General features: G+C 72.0%; 19 protein-coding genes and 1 pseudogene. 15 read left to right on the top strand and 5 right to left on the bottom strand.

What is annotated here, in order from left to right:
* Positions 1–144: 144 nt before the first annotated feature.
* Positions 145–891 carry a phosphodiesterase gene (locus tag ABD374_RS13960; protein WP_344494978.1) on the bottom strand — a complete coding sequence of 249 codons (747 nt, stop codon included), beginning with the start codon at positions 889–891 and terminating at the stop codon, positions 145–147.
* A 632-nt stretch (positions 892–1,523) separates the two neighbouring features.
* On the opposite strand from ABD374_RS13960, the gene ABD374_RS13955 reads away from it, so the two are divergent.
* Positions 1,524–2,939: a M20/M25/M40 family metallo-hydrolase gene (locus ABD374_RS13955; protein WP_344494976.1), complete on the top strand. Its 1,416-nt coding sequence runs from the start codon at positions 1,524–1,526 to the stop codon at positions 2,937–2,939.
* 65 nt (positions 2,940–3,004) lie between these two features.
* Here the strand turns inward: ABD374_RS13955 and ABD374_RS13950 are convergent, their stop codons facing one another.
* The 3 genes from ABD374_RS13950 to ABD374_RS13940 form a co-directional block, all read right to left on the bottom strand.
* Entirely contained in the window at positions 3,005–4,288 is a 1,284-nt protein-coding gene (locus tag ABD374_RS13950; RefSeq protein ID WP_344494974.1) for a preATP grasp domain-containing protein, read from the bottom strand.
* A gap of 189 nt (positions 4,289–4,477) precedes the next feature.
* Positions 4,478–5,035 carry a TetR/AcrR family transcriptional regulator gene (locus tag ABD374_RS13945; RefSeq protein WP_344494972.1) on the bottom strand — a complete coding sequence of 186 codons (558 nt, stop codon included), beginning with the start codon at positions 5,033–5,035 and terminating at the stop codon, positions 4,478–4,480.
* 235 nt (positions 5,036–5,270) lie between these two features.
* Entirely contained in the window at positions 5,271–6,905 is a 1,635-nt protein-coding gene (locus ABD374_RS13940; protein ID WP_344494970.1) for a right-handed parallel beta-helix repeat-containing protein, read from the bottom strand.
* Positions 6,906–7,286: 381 nt separating this feature from the next.
* On the opposite strand from ABD374_RS13940, the gene ABD374_RS13935 reads away from it, so the two are divergent.
* From ABD374_RS13935 to ABD374_RS13870, 14 genes are all read left to right on the top strand, one after another.
* Complete coding sequence (locus ABD374_RS13935; protein WP_344494968.1) at positions 7,287–8,012, top strand: GntR family transcriptional regulator; 726 nt, start codon at positions 7,287–7,289, stop codon at positions 8,010–8,012.
* The gene (locus tag ABD374_RS13930) at positions 8,009–9,208 is read left to right on the top strand and encodes a hypothetical protein (RefSeq protein WP_344494966.1); all 1,200 of its coding nucleotides are present in this window, start codon (positions 8,009–8,011) and stop codon (positions 9,206–9,208) included. The genes ABD374_RS13935 and ABD374_RS13930 overlap by 4 nt, the downstream gene beginning before the upstream one ends.
* Entirely contained in the window at positions 9,205–10,146 is a 942-nt protein-coding gene (locus tag ABD374_RS13925) for an ABC transporter permease (RefSeq protein ID WP_344494964.1), read from the top strand. Before ABD374_RS13930 ends, ABD374_RS13925 begins: the two co-directional genes overlap by 4 nt.
* A gap of 115 nt (positions 10,147–10,261) precedes the next feature.
* A complete protein-coding gene (locus ABD374_RS13920) occupies positions 10,262–11,134 on the top strand; it encodes an ABC transporter permease (protein WP_344494962.1) in 873 nt (290 codons plus the stop codon).
* 78 nt (positions 11,135–11,212) lie between these two features.
* Positions 11,213–12,781 (top strand): ABC transporter substrate-binding protein, encoded by a 1,569-nt coding sequence (locus ABD374_RS13915; protein WP_344494960.1) that lies wholly within the window; start codon positions 11,213–11,215, stop codon positions 12,779–12,781.
* A 10-nt stretch (positions 12,782–12,791) separates the two neighbouring features.
* Positions 12,792–15,848 (top strand): dipeptide ABC transporter ATP-binding protein, encoded by a 3,057-nt coding sequence (locus tag ABD374_RS13910; protein ID WP_344494958.1) that lies wholly within the window; start codon positions 12,792–12,794, stop codon positions 15,846–15,848.
* A 5-nt stretch (positions 15,849–15,853) separates the two neighbouring features.
* Entirely contained in the window at positions 15,854–16,690 is an 837-nt protein-coding gene (locus ABD374_RS13905; RefSeq protein WP_344494956.1) for an SDR family NAD(P)-dependent oxidoreductase, read from the top strand.
* A 55-nt stretch (positions 16,691–16,745) separates the two neighbouring features.
* Entirely contained in the window at positions 16,746–17,480 is a 735-nt protein-coding gene (locus ABD374_RS13900) for a ribonuclease activity regulator RraA (protein WP_344494954.1), read from the top strand.
* A 103-nt stretch (positions 17,481–17,583) separates the two neighbouring features.
* Positions 17,584–19,596 (top strand): GH39 family glycosyl hydrolase, encoded by a 2,013-nt coding sequence (locus ABD374_RS13895; RefSeq protein ID WP_344494952.1) that lies wholly within the window; start codon positions 17,584–17,586, stop codon positions 19,594–19,596.
* Between the two features lie 51 nt (positions 19,597–19,647).
* Positions 19,648–21,027, top strand: coding sequence for an FAD-binding oxidoreductase (locus ABD374_RS13890; protein WP_344494950.1), 1,380 nt, complete (start codon positions 19,648–19,650; stop codon positions 21,025–21,027).
* Positions 21,024–22,160, top strand: coding sequence for a (Fe-S)-binding protein (locus tag ABD374_RS13885; RefSeq protein ID WP_344494949.1), 1,137 nt, complete (start codon positions 21,024–21,026; stop codon positions 22,158–22,160). Before ABD374_RS13890 ends, ABD374_RS13885 begins: the two co-directional genes overlap by 4 nt.
* 65 nt (positions 22,161–22,225) lie before the next feature.
* Complete coding sequence (locus ABD374_RS13880; RefSeq protein ID WP_344494948.1) at positions 22,226–23,662, top strand: aldehyde dehydrogenase (NADP(+)); 1,437 nt, start codon at positions 22,226–22,228, stop codon at positions 23,660–23,662.
* A 612-nt stretch (positions 23,663–24,274) separates the two neighbouring features.
* Positions 24,275–24,634 carry an STAS domain-containing protein gene (locus tag ABD374_RS13875; protein WP_344494947.1) on the top strand — a complete coding sequence of 120 codons (360 nt, stop codon included), beginning with the start codon at positions 24,275–24,277 and terminating at the stop codon, positions 24,632–24,634.
* Positions 24,634–25,560, top strand: coding sequence for an anti-sigma factor RsbA family regulatory protein (locus ABD374_RS13870; protein ID WP_344494946.1), 927 nt, complete (start codon positions 24,634–24,636; stop codon positions 25,558–25,560). The genes ABD374_RS13875 and ABD374_RS13870 overlap by 1 nt, the downstream gene beginning before the upstream one ends.
* Before the next feature lie 32 nt (positions 25,561–25,592).
* Here ABD374_RS13870 and ABD374_RS13865 read toward each other — a convergent pair.
* A pseudogene (locus tag ABD374_RS13865) lies at positions 25,593–25,889 on the bottom strand (IS630 family transposase); the annotation flags it as partial.
* Positions 25,890–26,451: the final 562 nt, after the last annotated feature.

The following is a 26,451-nucleotide window of genomic DNA, read 5'->3' as shown; positions in this document are numbered from 1 at the left end:
CACCGCACACATCCGTCCGCCGCGGCCGCACCTCACCGGCCCGGGGAAGGGCTGGCTCTTCACCGGGCGACGGCCGCGTGCGGTGGTCATGGACGCCGCAGGGCGGCTGCACCTTGTCGCGGGCTCCGTGGCCGCGGGGAGAGCTCACGAACCGGCGCGGCCGGCCGCTCGACGTCCGGCCCGGGAAGCCGCGTACGCGGCTTCCCGCAGCCCGCTGAACCGGGCCGTCGGGTGCAGGCGCGGCAGGTGGTTCAGGTACGGGTCGTACGAGACGGTGTCCTCGGCGGGGAGGTCGTGGGGCGGGCCGGTGGTGAGCGTGCCCAGAGCGCGCCACCCCTGTCCGGGCGGCGCCGCGCCCAGGCGAAACGTCAGTGGCCCGGCCTGGAGCGTCGTGCGCAGGGTCGCGAGGCCGTTCGGTACGAGGGGCGAGGTCATGTCCGGGTGGGCGGCCAGCAGAGCCTCGTGCTCGCCGATCCGGTAGGAGAGGAGTGTGGAGTACGGTCCGGCCAGGGCGTCAAGGCGTGGCAGGGGCAGATGTCTGGTCCGCCGCCCGGCGCCGCTGCTGGTCAGCAGTAGGTCCAAGGAGCGCCCGGGGCCTCCTGCGCCGTGCACGCGCAGCGCGAGTCCCAGGGCGTCCGGCAGCCGTCCGGGCAGCCCGACGGCGCGCGACCACCTCATCCGCACCTGGTAGTCCCCCGGAGTGTCGAGCCACGGTTCGCCCCAGGCAGGACCGGACGGCTGCACGGCGAGCACCCCGTCGCAGCTGACCCCGAACGGGTGCAGCGCCGGTGCGTGGCGCCAGTGCGCGATGCTCCGCGCGGCCCGTGCGACGAGCCCGGTGCCCGTGGGCGTTTTCGTATGCTTCCCGGCAGTCGACGTGTCCTGGGTCAACGAGATCCGCTCCTCTCGGCGATGCGCGTACCGTCGCGGGTGCCCGTGCCCGGAAGAACGAATCCTCTGCCGGTGTCGCCGGCCACGGCGGTCCGGTGCATGGCAGTGCCCGGTAGACGAGTCAAGCATGTGGTCGCAGCCGGGTCGCGTCGTCGGTGCCGACGGTTGGGCGGTGCCGACGGTTGGGCGGTGCAGGCGGTGCAGGCGGTACGGGCCGTGCCGCGTCAGGGGCCGAGCTTGCCGACGGCGTGGCGCAACAATGCCGCTCCCGTGACACGGCCGCCCGGTTCGGCGCCCGGTGCCCGTGCGGTCCAGGAGCTTCGCCCGCGACCGCCGACGGTCCCCGCGTCTGTCGGCCTTCGTTGCCGTGTGCGTCCAGTCAGGTGTATGGGCACCTCACTTGACGCAACGCCGACGGCCTTCGGAGTGGCGCGACACGGTGTGCCCATAGGCTGGCCTGATTGTGGGACCGGCCATGCCTGGCGCTGCCGTGATCAGCAGGGTCTCCATCACCTGGGGCCGGGCGACGCGTGGGGGAGGCCGCCTTCGCCCCGTGCGCAGGACGGGGTACGTGTACCGGCGGGTGACGGCGTTCGGCCGTATGCCTGTGTCAGGGCGGAAGGGAGCGACGGTTGACCGACAGGGCTCCGGTGCGTGATGCCGTGGCGCAACGGACGGACGTCATGATGGAGCGGTTGGCGCAATGGGTCCGTATCCCTTCCGTCTCCAGCGACACCGGCCACGCGGTGGACGTGACCCGATCGGCCCGCTGGCTGGCCGCGTTCCTACGGGACTCGGGGTTTCCCGTGGTCGAGGAGTGGCCGACGGACGGGCTTCCCGCTGTCTACGCGTGCTGGCCCGCTCACAGTCCCGACGCCCCGACGGTGCTTGTCTACAGTCACCATGACGTCAACGCCGTCATCGACGAGGAGTGGCACGAGACGGAGCCCTTCGCGGGCGTGCTGCGGGAAGGCCGGCTGCACGGACGCGGCGCGTCGGATGCGAAAGGCCAGGTGATGTGCCACGTGTGGGCGCTGCGGGCCCACCTCGCGGCGACGGGCCGTCGCGCCCCGGCGGTCACGGTGAAGTTCCTGATCGAGGGGGAGGAGGAGATCGGCTCCGTCCATCTCGACAGCCTGCTGGCCCGGCACCACCAAGAGCTGCGGGCCGACGTGGTGATGGTCTCCGACACGATGCTGTGGTCGACGGACAAGCCGGCGGTGTGCACCGGCGTGCGCGGCTCGGTCAGCGCCGCGCTCACTGTGAGCGCGGCACGGTACGACATCCACAACGGGGCCGTGTCGGGAGCGGCCGGCAATCCGCTCACAGAGCTTTCCCGGCTGCTCGGCTCTCTTCATGACGAGAGCGGACGTGTCACCGTCCCCGGGTTCTACGATCAGGTGGAAGACCCGTCGGCGCGTGAGCGGGCGCAGCTCGCCGCCATCGCACCTGACGAGCCGGAATGGCTGGCCCGGACCGGCACCTTCGGTGCACGGGGGGAGGCGGGGTTCGGGATCCTGGAGCGCGTATGGCTGCGGCCGGCCGCGGAGGTGACGAGCATCCTCGGCGGTCACCCGGACCTTCCGGGGCTGGGGGTCGTCCCCGCCACCGCCACGGCAGGCCTGGTGTTTCGTCTGGTGCCCTGCCAGCAGGCGGACGACATCGCACAGCGGGTGCGGGAGTGGGTCGAGCAGCGGGTCCCGTCCGGTTTCACCTTCGACCTCGATCTTCCTGCCAGCCGGTCGGACCCGTACACGACACCCACGGATCACCCTGCCTTCACGGCGCTGGAGCGTGCGATCAGCCGCACCCTCGGGGCGTCGGCCGCCCACATGCGCAACGGCGGCGCGGCTCCTGCCGCCCAGCTTGCCCGGGCCGTCGCTGCACCCGTGCTCTTCTACGGCACCGGCCTGCTGGAGGACCGCTGGCACAGCGGTGACGAACGGGTCGAGGTGCGGGCTCTTGTCCAGGGCGCCGAGACCCTGGCCCATTGGCTGGCCGCCCTGCCGGCAGCGATGGCCCGAGGTCCTGGGGGCCGCGCGGCCTGAGGAGGGACGCGGGGCCCGCCGTTCGCAGCGTCACCGGGCCCGCGGTCTCGTGTGTTCGCGCGCACTCAGTCCTCGAAGGCCATGGCCTGGGCCAGGCGTGCCTCGAGGGCGGCCGGTCGGCCGTCCTCGGGCCCGCTGATGACGGCGTACCGCCAGGTGTGGCCGTCCACCGGCTCGTCCATGTAGAAGACGACGCCCTCACGCCGCTCGCGGCTCCACGCCAGTTCGCTGTCCTCGAGCAACCGCACCGCCTCCATGAAGGTGTACGTCTTCGCGGACCGGCCACGGCCCAGGAGCCAGGCGGGCCGCTCCAGGCCTGCCGCGCGGGCGAGCCTGGTGACCATGGCGTGCGGTGTGGTGGTGGCCGTCCGGCGTACGTTGCTCTCGTTGGCGAACAAGGTGCCGTCGTGCGTGACCACCGCGTCCAGGCTGAACGGGCCGGCATAGCCGTGGTGCGCGAGGTGGTCGCCGAGCTTCGTGCCCCACTGTTCGAGTTCATCCGCCGCGGTCGCCGCGAGCCCCCGCAGCGGAGCTTCGTACCCGATGAAGGAACCCTCCTTGGTCCGCATTTCACCGCTGTACGCCATGACGCTGCCCCGCGGTCCAGTGCTGAACTGGATGCTGACGGAGTGGGCCACCTCCAGCCGTTCTTCGACGACCCACAGGCCGTCCAGACCGGGGCCGGCGACGGGCAGCTGCGACTGCGTCGCCGAAAGGAAGCTCATACCGTGCCCTCCGGCCGACCGGTCCGGCTTGAGCACCACCTCACCGTACTTCTCCACCATTTCCTCGACGTGCGTGCGAAGATCCGCGTGCCGGCAGACGACGCCCTGCGGCACCCTCATGCCGAGCGTCGAAGCGATGTCCCGGAACCCCGACTTCGTATTGAGCGAGGAGACGACACGCAACGCCTGCGTGGTCGGCCCGCTCGTCCCGTACGGAGCGACCGGTACGCCCACCTCCCGGGCAAAGCCGACGGAGGAACTGTCCAGCGCTGTCGGCAACAGCGCGATGCCCGGTCGCTCCTGAGCCAGCTCCCGGATCCTGTCCATCAAGCCGGCGCCCCTCACGGCGTCTGCCATCGAGGCACCCGGCCGCGGCGGCACCACAACGGCGGTCATCTCCTCCGGGCACACCGCCAGCAGCTGTGCCGCGTACCGATGAAAAGCGGCGCTGAGCGGCACAGGGGTCAGCAGTACGTCGCCCGGGCCGAGCAGCCACATCTTGCGCGGTGCCTGCTCGGCCCATCGGTCCAGCACCTCGGATGCCTCGAGGCCGAGGGCCAGATCGGAAACGAAGTTCGCGTACACCAACGTGGGCCCGTGGCCGTCCGATGTCTGCTGCGGCATGCTGATCCATTCATACAACGGAGACGAGTGCAGGCGTTCCACAATGGTAGGTCGGCCGGAAGATCCGCAAGGGATACGTGAGACCTGTGCGAGAGCGCGCGAGACGGCGGAGCCCGCCGGAGGCTCCCGGCGGGCTCCGCCGGTGCGAGGCGGTGTCCTGCCTGGTCGCCGGCGCCCGGCGGGAGCGGTTCAGGGGCTGTCTTCCAGCAGTTTCAGCACCGCTGCGGCCAGCCGGCGAGCGGTGGGGCGCGGCGCTCGATCCGGCAGGATCAGATGACTGATGGTCATGCGAACCGCAATGTCTGCCGCGTCCTCGACGGTCTGTTCTCCCCGCGCGGGATGCCGCTCGCCCAGCCAGTCCCGCAGCAGAGCCTGTCCCGTGTCGAAGACGGGGTCCGCCCGGGCGGTGAGGTAGGGAAGCAGGCTGTCCGAGCCTTCGCGGGCGGCCGCGACGACCGCTCGCACGAAGGGGCGCTCGTCTGCCTGCGTGAGGACGTAGAAAATGGCGGCTTCGAGGGAGGCGTGTGTGTCGGGAAGGCCGGGGTGCAGGATGTCACCGAGACCGGCGAAGAATTCCTGTGTCTCGCGGATCACCAGGGCGCGTCCCAGGCCGGCGCGGCTCCCGAACTCCTTGTACACGGACGGGCGGGAGACTCCGGCACGGGTGGCGACGGCGGAGAGGCTGACCTGGTCCCAGCCCGCGTCGCACGTCAGGTCGCGGGCGGCGTCCAGAACGCGCACCCTCATCCGCTTGCGCCAGGCGACACGTGGAGGGTCTGGTACCGGATCACCGGTGGGGGACTCCGTTCTGCTCCGCTGTGCCGCCATGGCGGCAAGTCTGTCAGGGGCCCGGTGCTCGGGAAGCGCCGGGGACCGGCGTCCGGGCGCGGTCCGGGGTGTTGGGGCGGGTGGTGCCGGTCCCGCAGGCACGGGGGCGGGGCCGGCACCACGTCACGGGGTGGCCCGGCAGGGGGCCGGGGCGTCAGGAACGCTTACGCCGGACGAGGAGGAGAAGACCCGCGCCGAGGGCGAGAACCACTGCGCCGATGCCGAGGGGCAGTACGGGATCGGAGCCGCCGGTTTCGGCGAGGGGACCGCTCCCGCCGTCCGCGCTCAGGCCGGAGTCGGAGCCGGTGCCGTTCTCCGTTCCGGCCGGGGGTTCCGTGCCGGTCGTGGGGGCGGAGTCCGGGGCGCCGGACTGCTCGCCCGTGGTGGGTGCGGTGCCTTCCTGGGCGGGGGAAGCCGTTGCGTCGCCGGATCCGCCCTGCGCACCCTCACCTGTGTCCGGTGCGAAGGCGTACGCGCCGCGGTCGGGCGCACCGCCGGACCGGCCGGCACCGGTGATGTCCCTGGTCACCGCGGCGAACGGGGTGCCCGTGCCGATGGCGGGAGAGCCCTTCTCCAGTCGGAAGTCCGCGTTCGCCCCGGTTCCGGCGTTCGCGAACTTCGGGTCGGCGACGACGTCGTGCGCGCCCTTGACCTCGGGAGCCTTGCCGCCGAAGTAGACGTTGTAGTCGTATGTGACGTCGACGTTGCGGGACCTGCTGTTGGTCGCCTGGCCGGGGCGGCCGTACGCGACGTTGTTGAGCAGCCGCACGTCGGTGCTGTCGTGCGCGAAGATGTTGGCGTAGCTCTTCATGCGGGTGCTGCGGCCGTTCAGGTACGCCGTGTTGTGCACGATGTCGACGTGCTGGCTCTTGAAGGAGTGGATGCCCGAGCCGCCGTTGTCGTACGAGATGTTGTCGGAGACCAGTACGCGGCCGCGGTAGGCGGGGTGGTCGCCGTCGCCCTTGAGGGTATCGATGATGATGCCGTTGCCGTCGGAGTAGCAGCGGCACCGCTCCCACTTGATCTTGGTTTCGTTGTCGTGGACGCGGTTGCCCGTGATGCGGATCTTGTACGTCTTCGCATCGCCGCCGCCGACGTCGCGTGGGGTGAGGACGGAGATCCCGCTCGTCGCGTAGACCGTGTACCAGGAGGTGGAGTACACGTGGTTGCCGGAGATCGTCACGTGGTCGGCGTCGATCGCGGATATGCCGCCGCCGGCGCAGTCGTGCACCTTGTTCCCCACCACCTCGACGTGGTGTGACAGGTCTCCCGTGGATCTGTTCCGCTCGATGGAGACGCAGTTGGTGTTGTAGGTGGGGTCGCCCTTCTTCGCGGCGCGTTCGGCCCCGACCAGGTTCAGGGCGCTGTTGTTGCCCTTGATCTCCAGGCCCTTGATGACGATGTGGGACGCGCCGAGAACGCTGATGCCGTTCCACGCCTTCACCGGGTGGATCACCGGGCGGTGGCCGGGGTGCGCGGTGAAGGTGATGGGCGCTCCGGGGCGGCCCGAGCGTTTCACGGTCAGCACGTTCGAGCCCGCCGAGCGCTCGGAGTACGTGCCGTTCATGATCGAGACGGTATCGCCGGGGGCCGCACTGTCCGCGGCCTTCTGGAGGGTACGGAAGGGGGATCGGGCCGAGGTTCCCGGATTGCCGTCGTTGCCGCCGGGGCTCACGAAGTAGGTGCGGGCCGCGGCTTGTGCCGTACCCGCTCCCACGGTGAGGAGGCCGAGCGGGACGGATGACGTGAGCAGTGCCGCGGTCACGGCGAAGCTGCGCGTGCGTTTCATTGTTGCCTGGTCTCCGAGGTTGTCCTGGCGGAAGCGGTCGGTGTCCCGCGGCGGCGGATGAGCACTGCGCGCAGGGAGAAGGCGCGGACTGCGGCGCGCGGGACGGGCACGGCAGCGGCATCGCGCCGGTGCAGCGCCGGGTCGGGGCGCTGGGCCGGGGCGCCGCGGCCGCGATGGTGCCCCCGGAATCCCTTGTGTGGGGGGCGAGTTGCGTGAGTGACAGTTGCAGACCCGAAAAACGAATGCAACCCCGGATGCGGTGTAAACGTTCTGACGATGCATCAGTTCTGAAGAGTGGTTCCGGCGGTCCCGGGAAGGGCGTTCCAAAGAATTTCCGCACAGGGGTTGCGGGTTGGCATGCTGGTATACCAGCATGCCGCCATGCCACAAACCGACTATCAAGCGAACAGCGCGGAAGTCCCGCCCGCCGCCACGCTGCCGCCATTGCGACAGCCGGCGTCCCGCACCGACCGGGTGCGGGACGCGTTGCGGCAGGCGATCCTCGAAGGCGCCCTCCCGCCCGGCAAGGCGCTGGTCGAGCGGGAACTCGCAGAGATGTACGGGGTCTCCAAGACGCCGGTGCGCGAGGCGCTGAAGCAACTCCAGTCCACCGGCCTGGTGGAACCCAACGCCTATCAAGGCGTCAGCGTCCGCCGCCCCGACAACCGGCTGGTGCAGGAGCTCTACACGGCCCGTTGCGCTGCCGAACCCGAAGCCGTACGCCTGGCCGCCGTCCGCCTGGGAGCCACGCCCCATGCCGCCGCCCGCCAGGCGTTGCAGGAGGCGACCGCGCTGATCGGCTCGGGCGAGACCCGGGGCCTGGGCGTGGCGAACCGGCGCTTCCACCGCGCGCTCTACACCGCCTGCGACAACGGCTTCCTCTGCGGATTCCTGGACCAGCTCCAAGACCTCACGGCCTTCGTGGCCGGCCTCGGCTGGCGGCTGCGCGCCACCTGGGAGGAAGAGGCCGCCGAGCACGCGGCGATCCTCACGGCCATGGAACAGGGCGACGGCCCGCTCGCCGAACGGCTGACCCGCGAGCACATCGAGAAGGCCAAGCAGACCATCTCGCGCGCACTCGGTGACGCTCCCGGAGCCGGCCGGTGAACGTCGAGGTCTTCGCCCACCCTCTTTCCTTCCGTGAGCAGCCGCAGGCCCAGGCGGACCGGCTGGCCGCCCACGGCGTCGACGGTGTACGCCTGGCTTTCGCGTATCACAGCGGCCGGTGGCTGCTGACGACCAGCGACCCGTGCGCCGTGGCCGACTTCCGGGCCGGACAGTGGTTCCGCGACGAACCGGCCCCCACCGACGGCAGGGAACTCGCGCTACCGGTCCTCGGCGACGAGGCGACAGCGGCCACGACCGCCCTGCTGCGCGCCGGCCTCGGCGTCACCGCCTGGCTCGTCGGGCTCCACCAGTCCGCCCCGGCCACCCGGCAACCCGGCTCCGCACTGCGCAACGTCTTCGGGCACCACTACCTGCACGCCCTGTGCCCGGCCAGGGCCGAAGTCCGCGCCTACGCCGCCGACCTGGTCGCCCGCAGCGCCCGCCGCCCCGGTGTCACCGGCATCGAACTCGAAGCCTTCGGTTACCTCGGCTGGCAGCACCAGAGCGCCCACGACAAGCTCGGCGCCGCCCTGCGCCCGGTCGACCGCTGGCTGCTCTCCCTCTGCTTCTGCTCCGCCTGCACCGACCGCTTCGCCGAGGCGGGCATCGACGTTCCCGGCCTGACCGAAACGGTCCGTGCGGTACTGCGGGCCCAGCTCGCGGATCCGCGCGAGGCCGGCGACCCGGCCACCGACGCCCGCACCGCCCTGGGCTCCGCCCTGCACGACACCCTCCTCGCCGTCCGCTCACAGATCACCGTCGAACTCGTGCGGGACGCCGTCGCAGCGGCCGGGGGACTGCCCGTCTCCGTCCGCACCACCGGCGACCCGTACGCCTGCGACGGCAAGTCCGCCGCGGACCTGGACGCCCTCGCGACCGTGTCGGGCGCCCTCACCGTCACCGATCTGTCGGGGAACCCCGAGGCCCTTCGCCGCGACCTCGCCGCGGCGGCACGGACCGGCGCCCGCGTGTCGGCCGGCTGGAGCCTGGCCGCGGACCGCACCACCGGCGAACAACACCTCGCGGACGTGTCCCGGGACGCCCGCGCGGCCGGTGCCCGCTCACTCGTCCTGTACGCGTACGACCTGGCCCCCGCACCGCGCCTGGCCTGGCTGCGCGGCCTCGCCCACCGCCCCGTCCCCCACGGCACCGCCGTACCCGCACCCGTCGTCCCGATACCGGAGCCGGTGAAATGACCGGATACCTCGTACGCAGACTCGCCCAACTGGTCCCGGTCGTCCTGGTCGTCTCCCTGGTGCTCTTCCTGCTGCTGCGGCTGATGCCCGGCGACCCGACCCTCTCCATCCTCGGCCAGGAGGCCACCGAAGAGGACCGGGCGGTGCTCCGCGCGGACCTCGGCCTCGACGTCCCGCTCTGGCAGCAGTTCACCCAGTGGCTCGCCGGCCTCGTCCGCGGTGATCTGGGCCGCTCGTGGCTGACCGACGAACACGTGGACGCGGTCATCTCCGACCGGCTCGCCGCCACCGTCGAACTCGGCCTCATCGCGCTGCTGTTCGCCGTCCTCATCGGCATCCCCGCCGGCATCCTCGCCGCGGTCCGCGCCCGCACCCGCACCGACACCGTGCTCAATTCCGGCGGTCTGCTGGCCCTCTCCACCCCGCACTTCTACCTCGCCGCGCTGCTCATCCTGGTCTTCGCCCTGTGGCTGAGGATCCTCCCGCCCTCGGGATACGTCCCCTTCACCGAGGACCCCCTCGAAAACCTGCGGCACATGGTCCTGCCGGCCGTCACCATCGGCTCCACCATCGCCGCGGTCACCATGCGCCAGACCCGCGCGGCCCTCCTGGCCGCGTTCAACGAGGACTACATCCGTACGGCCGAGGCATCGGGCCTCACACGCCGCCGGATCGTGGGGGTCTACGCCCTGCGCAACGCGATCGTGCCCGTGGTGACGGTCGTGGCGCTCCAGATCGGGGCGCTGATGAGCGCCACCGTCGTCACCGAGACCGTCTTCACCGTCCCCGGCATGGGGACCCTGATCGTCAACGGCATCTTCAGCCGCGACCTGCCCGTCGTCCAGGGCGCGGTGCTGATGGTCGTGGTCTTCGTCCTCCTGGTGAACCTCCTCGCCGACCTGGTCTACGCGTGGCTCGACCCGCGCATCACGTACTGACCTCGCCGGTACGCCGGCGTACTCACCCGTCCGCGTGCACCGTGCCGAGCGGCACGTCCCGCACACCCCGCACCCCCACCCCGCGCGCACCCCGCACGCACTCTCTGGAGCGCCGATGGCCACCGACCTCGCGCCGAAGGTCTCCCGCAGACCGGTCCTGGACCGGCTGCGCCGCGACCGCCGCGCACACATCGCCGTACCCCTGCTGTCCCTCCTGTTCCTGGCCGCAGCCACCGCACCGTTCCTGTCCGGCACGGTCGGCGCCGCCGACACCGACCGGCTCCTGGCCGGCCCCAGCTCCGCACACCTGCTCGGTACCGACGAGATCGGCCGGGACGTCCTGGCCCGGATCGTCGCCGGCGCGCTCGTCACCGTCGAAGTGGCCACGATCACCGTGGGCGCCGCCCTGGTCCTCGGTACGGTGCTCGGCCTTGTCGCCGGGTACCGCGGCGGCTGGGTGGACGCCCTGGTCATGCGGATCTCCGACGGCCTGCTCGCCTTCCCGCTGCTCGTCCTCGCGCTCACCGTGGTCGCGGCCCTCGGTCCGGGGCTGCGCAACGCCCTCATCGCGATCGCCGTGGTCACCACCCCGCGCTTCGCCCGCGTCGTACGGGGGGAGGTGCTCTCGCTGCGCACCCGCGAATGGGTGTCGGCCGCCCGTATCGTGGGCGTCACGCGGACCACGATCATGCGCCGCCACCTGCTGCCGCACCTCGCGGGCACCCTGCTCGTCTTCGCCGCGCTCCAGGTCTCCACCGCGATCATGGCCGAGGCCGCCCTCAGCTTCCTGGGGCTCAGCGTGCAACCCCCGCAGCCCAGCTGGGGCGCGATCGTTGCCAGCGGCACCGACCACCTGGACGCGAGCTGGTCGCTCAGCGTCTTCCCCGGTCTCGCGATCCTCCTCACCGTCGCCGCGTTCAACCTGCTCGCCGACGCGCTGCGCGACGCGCTGGACGCGCACCGCCCGGACCTCGCGCCCCCGCGCTGAGACTTTCCCCCTCCTCCCCTTCCTTCCTCCGCCCTTCGCCTCTTCCGCCGACCTCCCGTACAGAGGAAGTGCTCCGCCATGCCCATCTCCGCCCGCCTCGTACCACGCCGCACCGTCCTGGCCGGTACCGCCGCCACGGCGGCCGCCGTCGCCCTCTCCGGATGCGGCTCCTCCGAGAAGTCCTCCGGGGGCGCGTCCGGGGGCACTCTCACCGCCGGCTTCGACAACGAGCCCGTCACCCTCGATCCGGCGCTCAGTTCCGCGATCTCCTCCGACCGCAACGTTCTCAACCTGTTCTTCGACTCCCTGCTGCGCCAGCGCCGCGACGGGACCTTCGAGCCGGCGCTCGCGACCAGGTGGACGGTCAAGGACACCGAGATCACCTTCGAGCTCCGCAAGGGCGTGAAGTTCCACGACGGCACCCCCTTCGACGCGGACGCCGTCGTCCTCAACCTGAAGCGGATCTCCGACCCCGCCACCCGATCCACCAAAACCGCGGCCCTGGCCTCCGTCACCGGCGTGGTGGCCGTCGACGCGCAGACCGTCACCCTCACCCTCAAGGCCGCGGACCCGCTGCTGCTCACCCAGCTCGCCCACGAGCCCGGGATGATCGCCTCGCCCGCAGCCCTGGCCAAGGGCGCCGAGGAGTTCGGCCGCAGGCCGGTCGGCACCGGCCCCTTCACCTTCCGCCAGTGGCGTTCCAAGGTGCAGCTGACCGCCGAGCGCAACCCGGCCTACTGGGCCGAGACCAAGGACGGCGAGGCCCTTCCGCTCCTGGGCAAGGTGGTCCTGCGCTTCGTCACCGAGGCGAAGGTGCTGCGCGCCGAACTGTCCACCGGAGGAGTCCAGTTGGTGCGTGCCCTGCCCCCGGAGGAGTACAAGCAGCTGGCCGGCGACTCCCGCATCGACATCAAGGACGAGGGCGTACGACGCAACTACTACGCCTCGCTCAACGTCACCAGGGGCCCCTTCCGCGACCCGAAGGTGCGCGCCGCCTTCGCGATGGCCGTCGAGCGCGGGGCGGTCGGCAAGGCGGCCGCCGGCGGCGACTTCGACATCGCCCCCTCGTTCGCCACCTCCCGCGACTGGTTCTACGACGACTCGCTCGCCCCGCTGCCGTACGATCCCGAGAAGGCCCGCGCCACCCTGGACAGAGCCGGGCTGCGCGGGAAGGTGCCCATCACCCTCCTCGCCCGCCGCCGCGCCCCCGACCCCACCGTCGCCGAGCTGCTCCAGAGCCAGCTCACGGCTGCGGGGTTCGCACCCGAGGTCGAGGTGCTGGAGTTCCAGACCCAGCTCGAACGCATGCAGAAGCACGACTTCGACGCGGCGGTCCTGGTCGTCGACATCCCCCGCCTGGACCCGTCGCTCTCGTTCGGCCCGTACTTCGCCAGTGACGGGCCGAGCAACTGGTCGGGCCTGGACGACTCCGCCCTCGACGCTCTGCTCGACAAGGGCCTGAGTACGGACGACCGCGCCGTGCGCAAGCAGGCGTACGCCGACGTCCAGCGCCGCATCCTGGAGAACAACTACTGGGTCTTCCTGCACCAGGCCAAGTCGCCGCTGATCCGCAGCACCGCACTCCAGGGCGTCGGCCTCGACGTCGACGGCCAGTGGCGCCTCGAGCGCGCCCACCTCGACGCGTAAGGCGGCCGCCATGCCCCTCCTCGACATCAACCGTCTCGGCGTCACCTTCCACCACACCTCCGGCGAGCCGCCCGTGCGTGCCGTGGACGACGTCAGCCTGCACCTCGACGCCGGTGAGACCCTCGCCGTCGTGGGCGAATCGGGTTCCGGCAAAACCGTCACCGCCCTGAGCCTCCTCGGCCTCAACCCGCCCCCGCCCCTGTGCGAGACCACCGGGACGATCCTGCTGGGCGACACCGACCTGCGCGGCCTGGACCGGCGCTCCTGGCGCGAGGTACGCGGCAGCCGGGTCGCCATGGTCTTCCAGGACCCCGGCACCGCCCTCAACCCCCTGCTGACCATCGGAACGCAGATCGCCGACGCCGTCCGCGCCCACGAACGCATGAGCCGGGAGCAGGCCCGCAGGCGCGCCGTCGAAGCCCTGACACAGGCCCGGATGCCCGAGCCGGAAAAGCGTCTGGGGCAGTACGTCCACGAACTGTCCGGCGGCATGCGCCAGCGTGCGGCCATCGCCCTGGCGATCGCCGCACGCCCGCAGCTCCTCATCGCCGACGAACCGACCACCGCCCTCGACGCCGCCGTCCAGGCCGAGATCATGACCATGCTCCGGTCGCTCTGCGACGACCTCGGCATGGGCCTGGTCCTCATCACCCATGACCTCGGCGTGGTCGCCGAACAAGCCGACCGGGTCGCGGTCATGTACGCCGGCCGGATCGTCGAGAGCGGCCCCACCGCGCAGGTCCTGGCCGACCCGAGGATGCCGTACACCCAAGCCCTGCTGGCCGCGACTCCCCGTCTGGACGCCCCGGCCCGTACCCGACTGGCCTCCATCGACGGCCGGCCACCGCGACTGAGCGACCGGCCCCCGGGGTGCTCCTTCGCACCGCGCTGTCCCGTCCGAGCGGACGGCTGCGAGAGCGTCGTGCCCCCGCTCCTCACCATCGGCGGAAGCCATGCGGCGGCCTGCCTGTTCGCCGACGCACCACGGGAACTGCCCGTGGCCCCGCCGCCGGAAGCCGCCCGCACCAGGTCCGGCGAGGGGGAACAGGCGGAAGGCACGCCGCTGGTCGAGTTCACCGCCACCGACCTGCGCTATCCGGTCCGCACCGGGGCGCTGCGCCGGGTCACCGGGCACGTCGAGGCCGTACGCCAGGTGAGCCTGAAGGTCGCGCCGGGCCGCACGCTCGCCCTGGTGGGGGAGTCGGGGTCGGGCAAGACCAGCCTGACCAAGATGCTGCTGCGCCTGGAAACCCCGTCCGGGGGATCCGTGCGCTACGACGGCATCGACGTCCTGCGGCCCGGACCCGCGGAGCTGCGCCGCCTCCAGCGGGAGATCCAGGTCGTCTTCCAGAACCCCTACGCCAGTCTCGACCCGCGCATGACGGTCCGCGACATCCTGGCGGAGCCGATGCGGGTCCACCAGCTCGACGCCGGCGAACCCGAACTCGTACGACTCCTCCAGGACGTCGGCCTCGACGCCCACGCCCTCGGCCGCTTCCCCTCGGCCTTCTCCGGCGGGCAGCGCCAGCGCATCGCGATCGCCCGGGCCCTGTCGTTGCGGCCACGGCTGATCGTGTGCGACGAGGCGGTCAGCGCTCTGGACGTCTCCGTCCAGGCGCAGATCCTCAACCTGCTCGCCGACCTCCAGGCCGAGCACGGCATGGCCTACCTCTTCATCACCCACGACCTGGCCGTGGTCCGGTCCGTCGCCCACCACATCGCGGTCATGCGAAAAGGCCGGATCGTCGAGGAAGGCCCGGCGGACCGCATCTACGAGGCCCCGTCCCACCCGTACACCCGCGAGTTGCTGTCGATGGCTCCCGGGCGCACCTCACCGGCGCCGCGGCGCGTCGACAGCGCCGCCGGCACCACCCCCCCGCACCGACAAGGAACGGAGCATCACATGGCCAAGGTGACGCAGGTCCGCCTGACCTCGATCAACACCCCCCGGCACAACAGCATCACCTGTGGGCACATCCTGGTCGAACTCCTCACCGACGACGAGGCGCTGACCGGAGTCGGCGAGATGTCCGACCTCCAGCACCTCCCGCGCTACCACCTCGACGTGCCGGAACTCGAAGCCACGCTCAACGAGATCCTCGTCGGCCTCGACGCCCTCCAGACAACCGAGATGGAACGCCGCCTGGAGGCCAACTTCCCGCAGGCCGGATACATCTACGACAAGAGCCGCGCCATCAAGTGCGGCGTCGACATCGCGTTCTGGGACCTGGCCGCCAAACAGCTCGGGGTGCGGGTCTGCGACCTGCTCGGCGGCGCGGTCCGCGAGTCCGTCCCCATCGCCTACCCGGTCTTCCGCCAGCAGCACGAGCAGGACGTCGAGCGCAACCTCGCCATGGTCGAGCGCCGGCTCGCCGAGGGCTTCACCTTCTTCCGGGTGTACGTGGGCCGCCGTCTCGACCTCGACGAGCTGTTCCTGCGCACCGCGCGCGAACGGTTCGGCGACCGCATCACCATCAAGTCCCTCGACTTCTCCAACCTGCTGGACGCCAAAGCGGCTTGCGCGTTCGCCGAGCGGGTGGCCGACGTCGGCTACGAGCTGATCGAGTCGCCCGCCCCGCACCACGACATCCGCGGCCTGGTCCAGGCACGCGACCGGCTCGCCGTCCCGGTCAGCGAGCACGTCTACGGCTTCCGGTGGGCCCTGGACCTCGTCGCCGCCGACGCGGTGGACGTGTTCAACGTCAGTGTCATCGCGATCGGCGGGATCACTCCGGCACGGCGGATCTTCGCGATAGCCGACGCCGCCGGGAAGGCGTGTCTGGTCGGCACCACGCAAGAGCTGTCCATCGGTACGGCCGCCGCCGCCCATGTGGCTATGGCGATGTCCGCCGTCACCGTGCCCAGCGACCCCGTCGGGCCCCTCCTCTACACCCGCGACGTCGTCACCGACCCCGTCCGCTACACCGACGGCCTGCTGACCGTGCCGCAGGGACCCGGCCTGGGCATGTCTCTCGACCCGCGGCTGGTGGCGGCTTCGGCCGGTCCGCTGACCTGGGCCGCCACCAGCGCGGCGGCCGTGATCGACCGTCAGGCGGCCGCATCGTGAGGGACGTGCCGGAACCCGGGGAAAGCTCACCCGCCGACGGCCGGTTCGCCGGGCAGGCCGCTCTCGTCACCGGCGGAGCCCGCAACATCGGTCTCGCCATCGCGCTCCGGCTGGCGCAGGAAGGTGCGGCGGTGGCCCTCAACGGGCCCGATCCCACCGAGGCCGAGGCGGCGGCGGCCGCATTGCGGGAGAAGGGCTTCCACGCCGTCGCCTGCCCCGGCGACGTCTCCGACTCACGGCAAGTGGACGCCTGCGTGGCCCGTACGGTCGACGTCCTCGGCGGACTCGACCTGCTGGTCAACAACGCGGCCGCCCCCATGCTCGGACGCGGACCGCTGCTCGATCTCGACGTGGCCGACTGGGACCGCAGCTTCGCCGTGAACGCGCGCGGGATGTTCCTCTGCACGGTGGCCGCCGCGCGGGTGATGCCGCCCGGGTCCTCGGTCGTGAACATCTCCTCGGTCGGGGCGGTCCGCGCCCATCGGTCCGCCGTCGCCTACGACGCCAGCAAGGGGGCCGTCGACGCGGCGACCCGCGCGATGGCCCTGGAGCTGGCCCCCCGGGGCATCCGCGTCAACGCCGTCGCCCCCGGTCCGGTCGTCAACGACCGCTTCGCCCTCCTCGACCTCGCCCAGCAGCGCGCCCGCGCCCGGCCGGTACCGCTCGGCCGGGTCGGTGACGGCTCCGATGTCGCCGCCGCCGTCGCTTTCCTCGCCTCGACGGACGCGTCCTTCATCACCGGACAGATCCTGACCGTCGACGGGGGCCTGAGCGCCCAGCTCCGGCCGCCGGGCACCGACCCCGCCCTCGACAACCCCGTCCCCGGCCGCCCCGCCCCCTGACCGCACCGCCGTTCTCAGACTCCGTACCGCGTCAGCACACCGAAGGAAGCACGAGATGACCGAGACCTCCCGGCCGCCGCTCGACCCCGACGATCTGGCAGCCCTGGGCGAGGCCAGTACCGCCACCATCACCACCCAGCTCTTCAAGCACGGCCTGCGCAACACCTTCCTGGCGGGTCTGTCGGGCGTCACCGGCGCCCGGCGCATGGTCGGCGAGGCGTTCACCCTGCGCTACATCCCGGCCCGCGAGGACATCGACACCCTCGACGTCTACGACGACTACGACCACCCGCAGCGCCTGGCGGTCGAGCAGGCCGGCCCAGGGAAGGTCCTGGTCGTGGACTGCCGCGGCCAGGGCCGCGCCGCCTCTGCCGGCAACATCCTGCTCACCCGCATGGCGGTCAACGGCGCCGCCGGCCTGGTCACCGACGGCACCCTGCGCGACATCGAGGAGATCAGCCGGCTGCCCCTGCCGGTCTACGCCACCGGGGCCGCCGCCATGACCAACCTCGCCCAGCACCACGCGGTCGACGTCCAGGTCCCCATCGGCTGTGCCGGCGTCGCCGTCTATCCCGGTGACGTCATGGTCGGCGACGGCGACGGCGTGGTCTGCGTGCCCCGCCACCTCGTATCTGTCATCGCCGCCGCCGCCCGCGAGCAGGAACGCCAGGAGGCGTTCATCACCGCGCGGATCGCCGACGGCGCGCCACTGCGCGGCACCTACCCGCCCGACGAGCGGACCCGGCGCGCCTACGACGAGACGCGCGCCGCGCTCCCGCTCGCCGACTGACCACCGGCCGGCCCCGTTCCCCGGAGCGCCGGGGGTTCCCGGCGCTCCGGACGCACCGCACACCCACCGATGGATCCGCCCTCCCCCGCAGAAGGCAGGAATCATGTCCGTATCTGTCATGCACCTTTCACTACTACCCGCTTCCGGGCGTACCCGACGCACCGCACGGACCCTGCCGCTGGTCCTCTCCGGCGGCCTGATCGGCGCGCTGCTCTCCGTGGCGACAGCCGGTCCGGCCGTCGCGGCCGACCTCTCCACCACTTTCGACGCCGTCACCCCCGGCTTCCCCGCCCCGGGATGGACCGCCGCCGGCGACGCCACCGTGCAGGACATCGCCGGGACCGCGGACCGCAGCCTGCGTCTGCGCGACACCTCCACCACCGCTCCCGTCACCGCGACCGCCTCCTTCGGCACCACTTCCTCGACTGTCGTCGCCGGGTTCCGGCTGCGCGCCTCCCAGACCACCGCGACCGTCGGCGTCCATCTCGACGGCGCGAGCGGCCACAGCGTCACCGTCGCCATGAGCGCCGCCGGGCGCCTCTACTCCTACGACGGCGCCACCCGCGTCGATCTCGGCGCCTACAGCCCCCACCGCTGGTACGACATCCGCGTCGTCGCCCGCCCCGGCACCGCCACGGCGGACGTCCACATCGACGGGGAACGCCGGGCGGCCCGCCTCGGCTTCCGTACCTCCGCCACCGCCCTCGGCCGCCTGCAGGCCGGCGTGGCGGTCGCCGACACCGGCACCGCCTACCTCGACGACGTCCGCACCACCGTCGAGACCACCCCGGCCGGCTGGCCGCAGCTCGGCACGGTCGCCCCGCGCACCGCGGCGCAGATCGGTACCTCGAACCTCCTCGTGGGAGCGGAGACCCTCGACCGGGACTACACCGACCACTCCGCCTACGCTCCCTACCTGGGCCGCCTCGGAGCCACCGGCGTGCGCCTGCAGGGCGGCTGGGCCAAGACCGAGAAGACCAAGGGCGTCTACGACTGGACCTGGCTCGACCGGATCGTGAACGACGCCACCAGCCGCGGCGTCGAACCCTGGATGCAGCTGTCCTACGGCAACGGCGTCTACGCCGGCGGTGGGGGCTCCGGTCTGGGCGGACAGATCCCCACCTCCGCGGAGGCCCTGGCGGCCTGGGACGCCTGGGTGACCGCCATGGTCCGCCGCTACGGGGACCGGATCACCGAATGGGAGATCTGGAACGAGCCCAATCTCGCCGGCGTCCCCGCCGCCACCTACGCGGACTTCTTCGCCCGCACCGCGGCCCGCGTGCGCGCCGAGCAGCCCGGCTCGGTCATCTACGGTCCCGGCGAGGCGGGCATCGACGTCCCCTACACCCAGGACTTCCTCGTCCGGCTCTCCGGTCAGGGCAAGGCCCATCTCCTCGACGGCATCAGCTACCACCCCTACAACCCCAACCCCGACGACGTGTGGACCTACCAGCAGGTCGACAAGATCCGCGCGCTGATCGACCGGTACGCACCCGGCGCGACCCTGCGGCAGGGTGAGAACGGCGCCCCCAGCCGACCCGGCAGCTTCGGCGCCCTCGGCGACCTGGACTGGACCGAACTCAGCCAGGCCAAGTGGTTCCTGCGCCGCCTGACGCACGACCTCGGCCAGGGCATCAGCACCACCGCCTTCAGTATCTCCGACCTGCACTACCCCTCGAAGATCAACAGCAAGGGGCTGCTGCAGACCAACACCGACAAGAGCATCCGCTACGCCAAGCCCTCCTACTACGGCGTCCAGACACTCGCCTCCGTCATCGACGGCACGGTCAAGGCACTGCCCGGCCACTCCTTCACCACCGACTCCACCACCCCCCTGACCGTGCAGGGCTTCGCCAAGCGAGACACCGGCCGCCAGATCGTCGGCGTCTGGAACGGCACCACCACCCCCGGTGACAGCACGACCCGCACTCCCGTCCGGCTCACGCTCCCCTCGGGAAACTTCGCCGACCCCGTCTACGTCGATGTCCGCACCGGCGCGGTCTTCGACATCCCCGCCGCCGACTGGTCGGTGTCGGGTGGCACCCACACCTTCCGCAACGTCCCGGTCTACGACTCGCCCGTCCTCATCGCCGACCGTTCGGCCATCAGGCTCTAGCATCCGGTGGCCCCGCCCCTCCCGGGGCGGGGCCCACCCGAGGAGAACCCCATGCACGCCACCGTACGAGCGGCCCTGCGGTCGATCGTCGGCCCCGGCCACTACCGGGAGACGGACGGCGAACTCGTCCCCTACAGCAGGGACGCCACCCCGCTCTTCAGCGCCAGACCCGACGCCGTGGTCTTTCCCGCGGACACATCCGAGGTCGCCGCCGTCCTGGAACTCGCCACCCGCCACGCCGTCCCCGTCGTCCCCCGGGGCGCCGGCTCCAACCTCTGCGCGGCCACCGTTGCCTCCCAAGGCGGCGTCATCCTGGTCCTCACCCGTCTGAACCGGCTCATCGAAATCGCCCCAGAGGAACTCCTGGCCCGTGTCCAGCCGGGTCTCACCAGCGCCGCGCTGGCCACCGCCGCCTCCCACGAGAACCTGTTGTGGGCGCCCGATCCGGGCAGCCGTACGGTCGCCACCATCGGCGGTACGATCGCCACCAACGCGGGCGGACTGCGCGGCCTGAAATACGGCGTCACCCGCGACTACGTGCTGGGACTCGAAGCGGTCCTGCCCACCGGCGAGGTGATCCGCACCGGCGGCCGCCTGAACAAGGACGTCGCCGGATACGACCTCTCCCGCCTGCTGACCGGCTCCGAGGGCACGCTGGCCGTCATCACCGAGGCCACCCTCGCGCTGCGGCCCGCTCCCGCGAGCGCCGGGACCGGGGTCGCCTACTTCCCCGACCTCGCCGCCGCCGGACGAGCCGTCACCGCGATCATCGCCGCGGGCATCCTGCCCGCCACCCTGGAATTCCTGGACCGCTCCTGCGTCCGGGCCGTGGAGGACTTCGCCCGCCTCGGACTGCGCACCGACGCCGGAGCACTCCTCCTCTTCGGGGACGACGGCGAACCCGGCGCAGTCGCCCGCGCCTTGACCCGCATGGGCGAGATCTGCACCGCCCACCACGCCCTCGACGTCACCACCGCCGCCCACATCGCCCAGGCCGAAGCCCTGCTCGCCGCCCGCCGCTGCGCCCTGCCCGCGCTGTCGCGACTGGGCGACCTGACCATTCTGGAGGACGCCACCGTGCCCCGCCCCCGCATCGCGGAGATGGTCGACCGCATCGGCGCGATCGCCGTTCGGCACGGGGTGGAGATCGCCACCTTCGGGCACGCCGGTGACGGCAATCTCCATCCCACCTGTGTGGTGAAGTCCCGCGACGACCACGACGGCATCGCCCGCGCGGAGAGGGCCTTCGCCGACATCTTCGCCGCCGCGATCGAACTGGGCGGGACCATCACCGGTGAGCACGGCGTCGGCGCGGCGAAACTCTCCCACCTCTCCGCCCAGCTCGGGGAGGACCAACTCGCCCTGCTGCGCCGCCTCAAGACGGCCTTCGACCCGGCCGGCATCCTCAACCCCGGAAAGCTCGGCTCATGACCGACCGCTCCGGTCGCCGACCGGTCCCCGGCCCCGTCTTCGACCCGGACCAGCTCTCGCGCTGCATCTCCTGCGGATTCTGTCTGCCCGCGTGCCCCACCTACGCCGAGACCGGCGACGAGGCGTCCTCGCCGCGCGGCCGGATCAACCTCATGCGGGCCCTTCAGGAGGGTGATCTCCAGCCCGACGATCCCACCCTCCAGGAGCAGGCCTCCCAATGCCTGGGCTGCCGCGCCTGCGAACCCGTCTGCCCGGCCGGCGTCGAGTACGGACAACTCCTCGAACAGTGGCGCGACCACCAGTGGCGTGGACGCCACATGCCCACGGTGGCCCGCGCGCTCATGTGGCTCGCCGGCCTGCGCCCCCTCTTCGTCCTCCTGGGCGGACTGAGGGGGGCGGCGAGCGGGAGCCGCCCCTCGGGGGCCGCTCCCGCCGTACCGCCGGATGCCACCGGCTCGCTCATGCTCGGCTGCTTCGAGCGGGTGCTCTTCCCGCGTGTCAGCCGGGCCGCCGCCGCCCTCGTCCCCGAACTCCGTCTCACCGCCGACCAGGGCTGTTGCGGTGCACTGCACGCCCACAACGGGGGCACGGCCAAGGGCGAACAGCTCGCCCTCCGCCTGGGCGAGGATCTTCCCGGCACGATTGTCACCACCTCGGGAGGGTGCGCCGCCCACCTCGCCTCCGTACTCGGTCCGGATCGTGTCCGCGAGCTGTCGGACCACCTCGCCGCCCGGAAACACCCGGACGGCACCCCCGGCGAGCTGCGGATCGACGGACGCAGGGCTCGGGTCGCCCTCCAGGACTCCTGCCACCTGCGCAACGGTCTCGGTGTGTCGGCACCGCCTCGCGAGCTGATCGGCCGGATCGCCGACCACGTCGAACTGCCCTCCGCCGGCACGTGCTGCGGTGCGGCCGGAACCTATTCCCTGCTGCGGCCGCGCGAGTCACGCCGCATCCTCGCGGCGAAGCTCGACGAGATCGAAGCGGCGGGCGTCGACATCGTCGTGGCGGTCAACCCCGGCTGCCTGCGCCAGCTCCGCACCGGTCTGCGCCGCAAGCGCTCACCCGTCAGAGCTGTTCACCTCGCCGAGCTCCTGCTGATGGCCGAGCGGAACGTCCCTCCGGCCGCCTGAGGGACGAACCGCCCCTCCCCGCACGACGCACCACCTCAGCCTCCGCCGCGACACCGAGAGAAGACATGCCTTCCCACACCCCGCTCGTCACCAGGGCCACTGACGCCGCCCGCTCCGCGGCTCCCGGCCTCGCCGCACTCACCCCGGCCGAACGCGGCACACTCCTTCGCGCCCTTTCCGATGTCCTACGCGAGAACACCGACGACCTGGTCGCCCTCGCGGACGAGGAGACCCATCTCGGCGACCCCAGGCTGCGCGGCGAAGTGCTGCGTACCCGTGCGCAGTTGGAGATGTTCGCCGAGATCGCCGAAGAGGGCGCCCACTTCGACGTGATGATCGACCGCGCGGACGCCGCGGCCGTGCCCGCCCCGCGCCCGGACGTACGACGCATGCTCGTCCCCCTGGGCCCAGTCGCCGTCTTCACCGCTTCCAACTTCCCCTTCGCCTTCTCCGTCCTGGGCGGTGACACCGCCAGCGCGCTCGCCGCAGGCTGCCCTGTCGTGGTGAAGGCCCACGAGGGCCACCCCCGCCTCACCGACCTGACCGCCGCGCTCGCCGCCGAAGTGCTGCCTCCGGGTGCCCTCCGCGTGGTCCACGGACGTGACGCGGGCCGTGCCCTGGTCACCGACCCCGCCGTGCAGGCCGTCGGTTTCACCGGCTCCACCACCGGCGGCCGTGCTCTGTTCGATCTCGCCTGCGGGCGACCGGACCCGATTCCCTTCTACGGAGAACTCGGATCCCTGAACCCCGTGGTGGTCACCCCAGCCGCCCTCGCGGCCCGCGGGCCGGCCCTGGTGAACGAGTACGTCGCGTCTGTCACCCGCAGCCAGGGGCAGCTCTGCACCAAGCCGGGCCTGCTCTTCCTGCCCGACGGCCACGGCCTCGGCGAACTCCTCGGCCTGGCCGTCGGGGCGGCCGTTCCCGCGCCCCTGCTGGGACCGTGGATCGGCGACACCTACCGCGCGACTCTCGACGAACTGGCCGCGCACCCCACCGTCCACCGGCTGGCACCGGCACCGGCCGACACCGGCCGCGCCGCGACGCCGGCCGACAGCCCCTCGGCGACACTCCTCACCGTCACGGCCCACGACCTGCGCACCCACCCCGAACTCCTACGGGAGTGCTTCGGGCCGGCCTCCGTCGTTGTCACCTACATCTCCACCGAAGACCTGCTCGCCACCCTCCGGGAGCTGCCGGGCAGCCTCACGGCCTCCGTGCACGGCCAGGAGGGGGACGGTGAGCTGTCCCGCCGGATCTGGTCCAGCCTCCGCGCGGGCCGGCTGATCTGGAACGACTGGCCCACAGGCGTCGCGGTCACCCGCGCCATGCACCACGGCGGTCCCTGGCCCGCCACGACCAGTCCGCTCCACACCAGTGTGGGAAGCACGGCCGTCGCCCGCTGGCTGCGCCCGGTCGCGTACCAGAACATGCCCGAGGCATTGTTGCCGGCGCCGCTGCGGACGGCCAACCCGTGGCGAGTGCCGCAGCGGACGGGGAGGTAGCGGCGCGCGACGCCCCCGGAGCGTCGACGACCCCGGAGCGTCGACGACCCCGGCGGCGACGGTCTCCAGGGCGGCGAGGGGCGGGACGAGGCCGTCGTACGGGGAGGGGGCAGCGACCCGGCCGGGCAGGACGACCTCGGCGTGCGGGGCGCCGGGGGAGACCCGGGTCGCGACGCACAGGACCACCTCCTTGCGCCGTGAGGGGCACACCGACGTCGGCGCCGGCCTCGTGGTGGGGGGCGTGGTCGGGCTTGTGCGACGGCGTGCAGTGGCCGGCGCGGGGGCGCTGCCGCGTTCCGGTTCACCGGTTTCGGGCACGCGCAGCGAGGGCGCGGTGACAACGCGTGTGCCGCGGCCGACGCGCAGCGCCCGGCACGGGCCTGCGTGACGGATCAGGACGTAGCCCTGGGTCCGCGGGAACCCGTACGCCCTGGAAGCATCCTCCGCTGTGAACTGCCTGCACTGTCCCACAGCTGCCTCCGGACGCGGCCCGCGGCGGTCCGACGCTGATGCCGGAGCGGCCCGCAGAGGCCGCCTCAGCCCTGTGACGCGTCCACTTCACCGGTAGGGGATACTGGGAAATCAAACAGCAGGCAACCCAGGGGTGGCGGCGTGGACAGTTCAGGGGAGGCGGGCGCGTCGACAGCATCGCCGGCCCAGCCTACGGGCGCTTTGAGCGTGCGCCCGTTGCCGGACCGGCCGGGCTGGCAAGCCGTCGGTGAGATCAGTCTGACCACGCGCCCCACCTGGGAGCAGACGCTGCACCAGCTTGCCCTGAGCGACGAAGAGGCGTGCCACTTGGAGCTTTCCGCGATCACCTTCGTCGACGTCGCTGGTGTCTCCGCTCTGGCGGTGGCCGCCCAGACCCTTCCGGAGGGACGACGCATCGTGCTGGAAGGGCCGCCTGCCGCGTTGCGGCGGGTCATGGACATGTTCTGGCCGGATCTGCCCGCCGTCGAGGTGATGGTGTGATGACTGTCCAGACCACCGAACCCTTCGTTCATCCCGCCTTGTTCTACCGAGGCGAGACGGAGTACCTGCACGGCACGGTGCCCTTCATCCGCGACGGGCTGAAGGCCGGGGAACCGGTGGCGGTTGCCGTGCCCGGGCCCAATCTGGCGATCCTCAGGGCGGCCCTGGGCGCGGATGCCTCGGATGTACGGTTCCTCGACATGACCGAGGTGGGGCGCAACCCCGGACGGATCATCCCGAGGGTGCTGCGCGCTTTCGCGGACGCCCATCGGGAGACGCGCGTGCGGATCATCGGTGAGCCGATCTGGGCCGGCCGCAGCAGCGTGGAGTATCCCGCGTGCGTTCAGCACGAGGCGCTGATCAATCCGGCGTTCGAAGGCCGGGAAGTCACCATTCTCTGCCCCTACGATGCCGAACGCCTCGACGAGCAGGTACTCACCGACGCGTATGCGACCCACCCCGTCGTCATCTCCGGGGGCGAAGAGCGGCTCAGTACCGCCTACGCACCCGAGCAGGTGGTCACGGACTACAACCGGCCCCTGGCGCATCCAGCGGTGACGGAGGAGCTCGTCTATGACGCCGAAGGGCTGCCGGGCGCCCGGCACTTCGCGGTCGAGCGGGCCGCACGGTTCGGCCTGTCCGGGATCCGCCTGGAGGACGTGGCTCTGATCGTGGCGGAGTTGACCACCAACAGCGTCGTGCACGGCGGGGGGTCGGGCACCATACGGGTATGGACCGAGGACGGCCAAGTGGTGTTCGAGGTCCGCGACCACGGGCACCTGAGCGATCCGCTCGCCGGACGCCGCCCGGCCGCGCGAGCCCAGGAGGGCGGCCGGGGCCTGCTGCTGGTCCACTGTCTGGCCGACCTCGTACGCATCCACACCGGCCCCGAAGGTACGGCCATCCGCTGCTACATCGGCCGCTGATGATCCTGCCCCGACAGCTCGCGCTTCCTTGACCGGGCGTCGAGCAGCCACCGCATGGTGCGGCTGACGTCCGTGTCCGGATTGTCCTGGACCAGGGCGGCCGGTCCGCCGGGCTGGTGTGCGGCGTCGAGCAGGCGGGTCCGGCCGGGCCCGGTGAAGCCTTTGCGCCGTCCTTCGGCGGGGCCGCGGCCGAGGTGGACGCGGTGGATCAGCCGCGACCGGCGGCCGGACGTGGCGCAGATCGGCGCAGCCACGAAGACGCGCCTGGTGACTGCGGCGGTGCCCCGCGCCACGGGTGCCTGGCCGCGACGGCCCCCGGTGCGGCTCCGGTGACGGCCGCGTCGTCTGGTCCCAGGTGCGCACCGCCCCTGCCGACGGCGGCGGGCCGGCCTCCCCGGGGTGGGACCTCCACGGCCTGCCCCGAGCGGTGCCCGCGGGCGGAGGACCTGGCCTGCCGCGCCGCCGGGACCCTCGGTCCGGCGGTGGCCGTCATGGACCTGCCCTTCGCGCCGGACGGAGGTCCGGCATCTGCGGGGTGAGCCCCGGCGTCGCCTGGAAGGCGGCCGCGACCACCGTCGCCCCGGCCCTCGTCGGAGCCGTGTTCGGCCGGCTGTGACCCTCCGTACCGGGCCGCCCCGGTCCGTCCGAACCCCGCCGTGCGGCGCGTACCGGGCTCGGGGACCGCGGCACGGCGGTGAGCCCGGGCGACACCATGCCCCACCCCGGCCGCCGCGCACTCCGCCGACGCCTGGCGCCCCTTTGGCCCCGGGGCGGTTTTCCGCCGACTTCTAGCTGTTTTCAGTCGGAAACACCCCCAGTTCAAAAACTCTTCACAGCCCGGCCCCACCTGCGCCATTACCCTTCATTGACCTTGCCTTTGACTTTCCTTGG

Origin of the sequence: Streptomyces enissocaesilis, assembly GCF_039533765.1 — a bacterium.
GTDB classification, from domain to species: Bacteria; Actinomycetota; Actinomycetes; order Streptomycetales; family Streptomycetaceae; genus Streptomyces; species Streptomyces enissocaesilis.
This window is presented reverse-complemented; position numbering and strand designations above follow the sequence as displayed.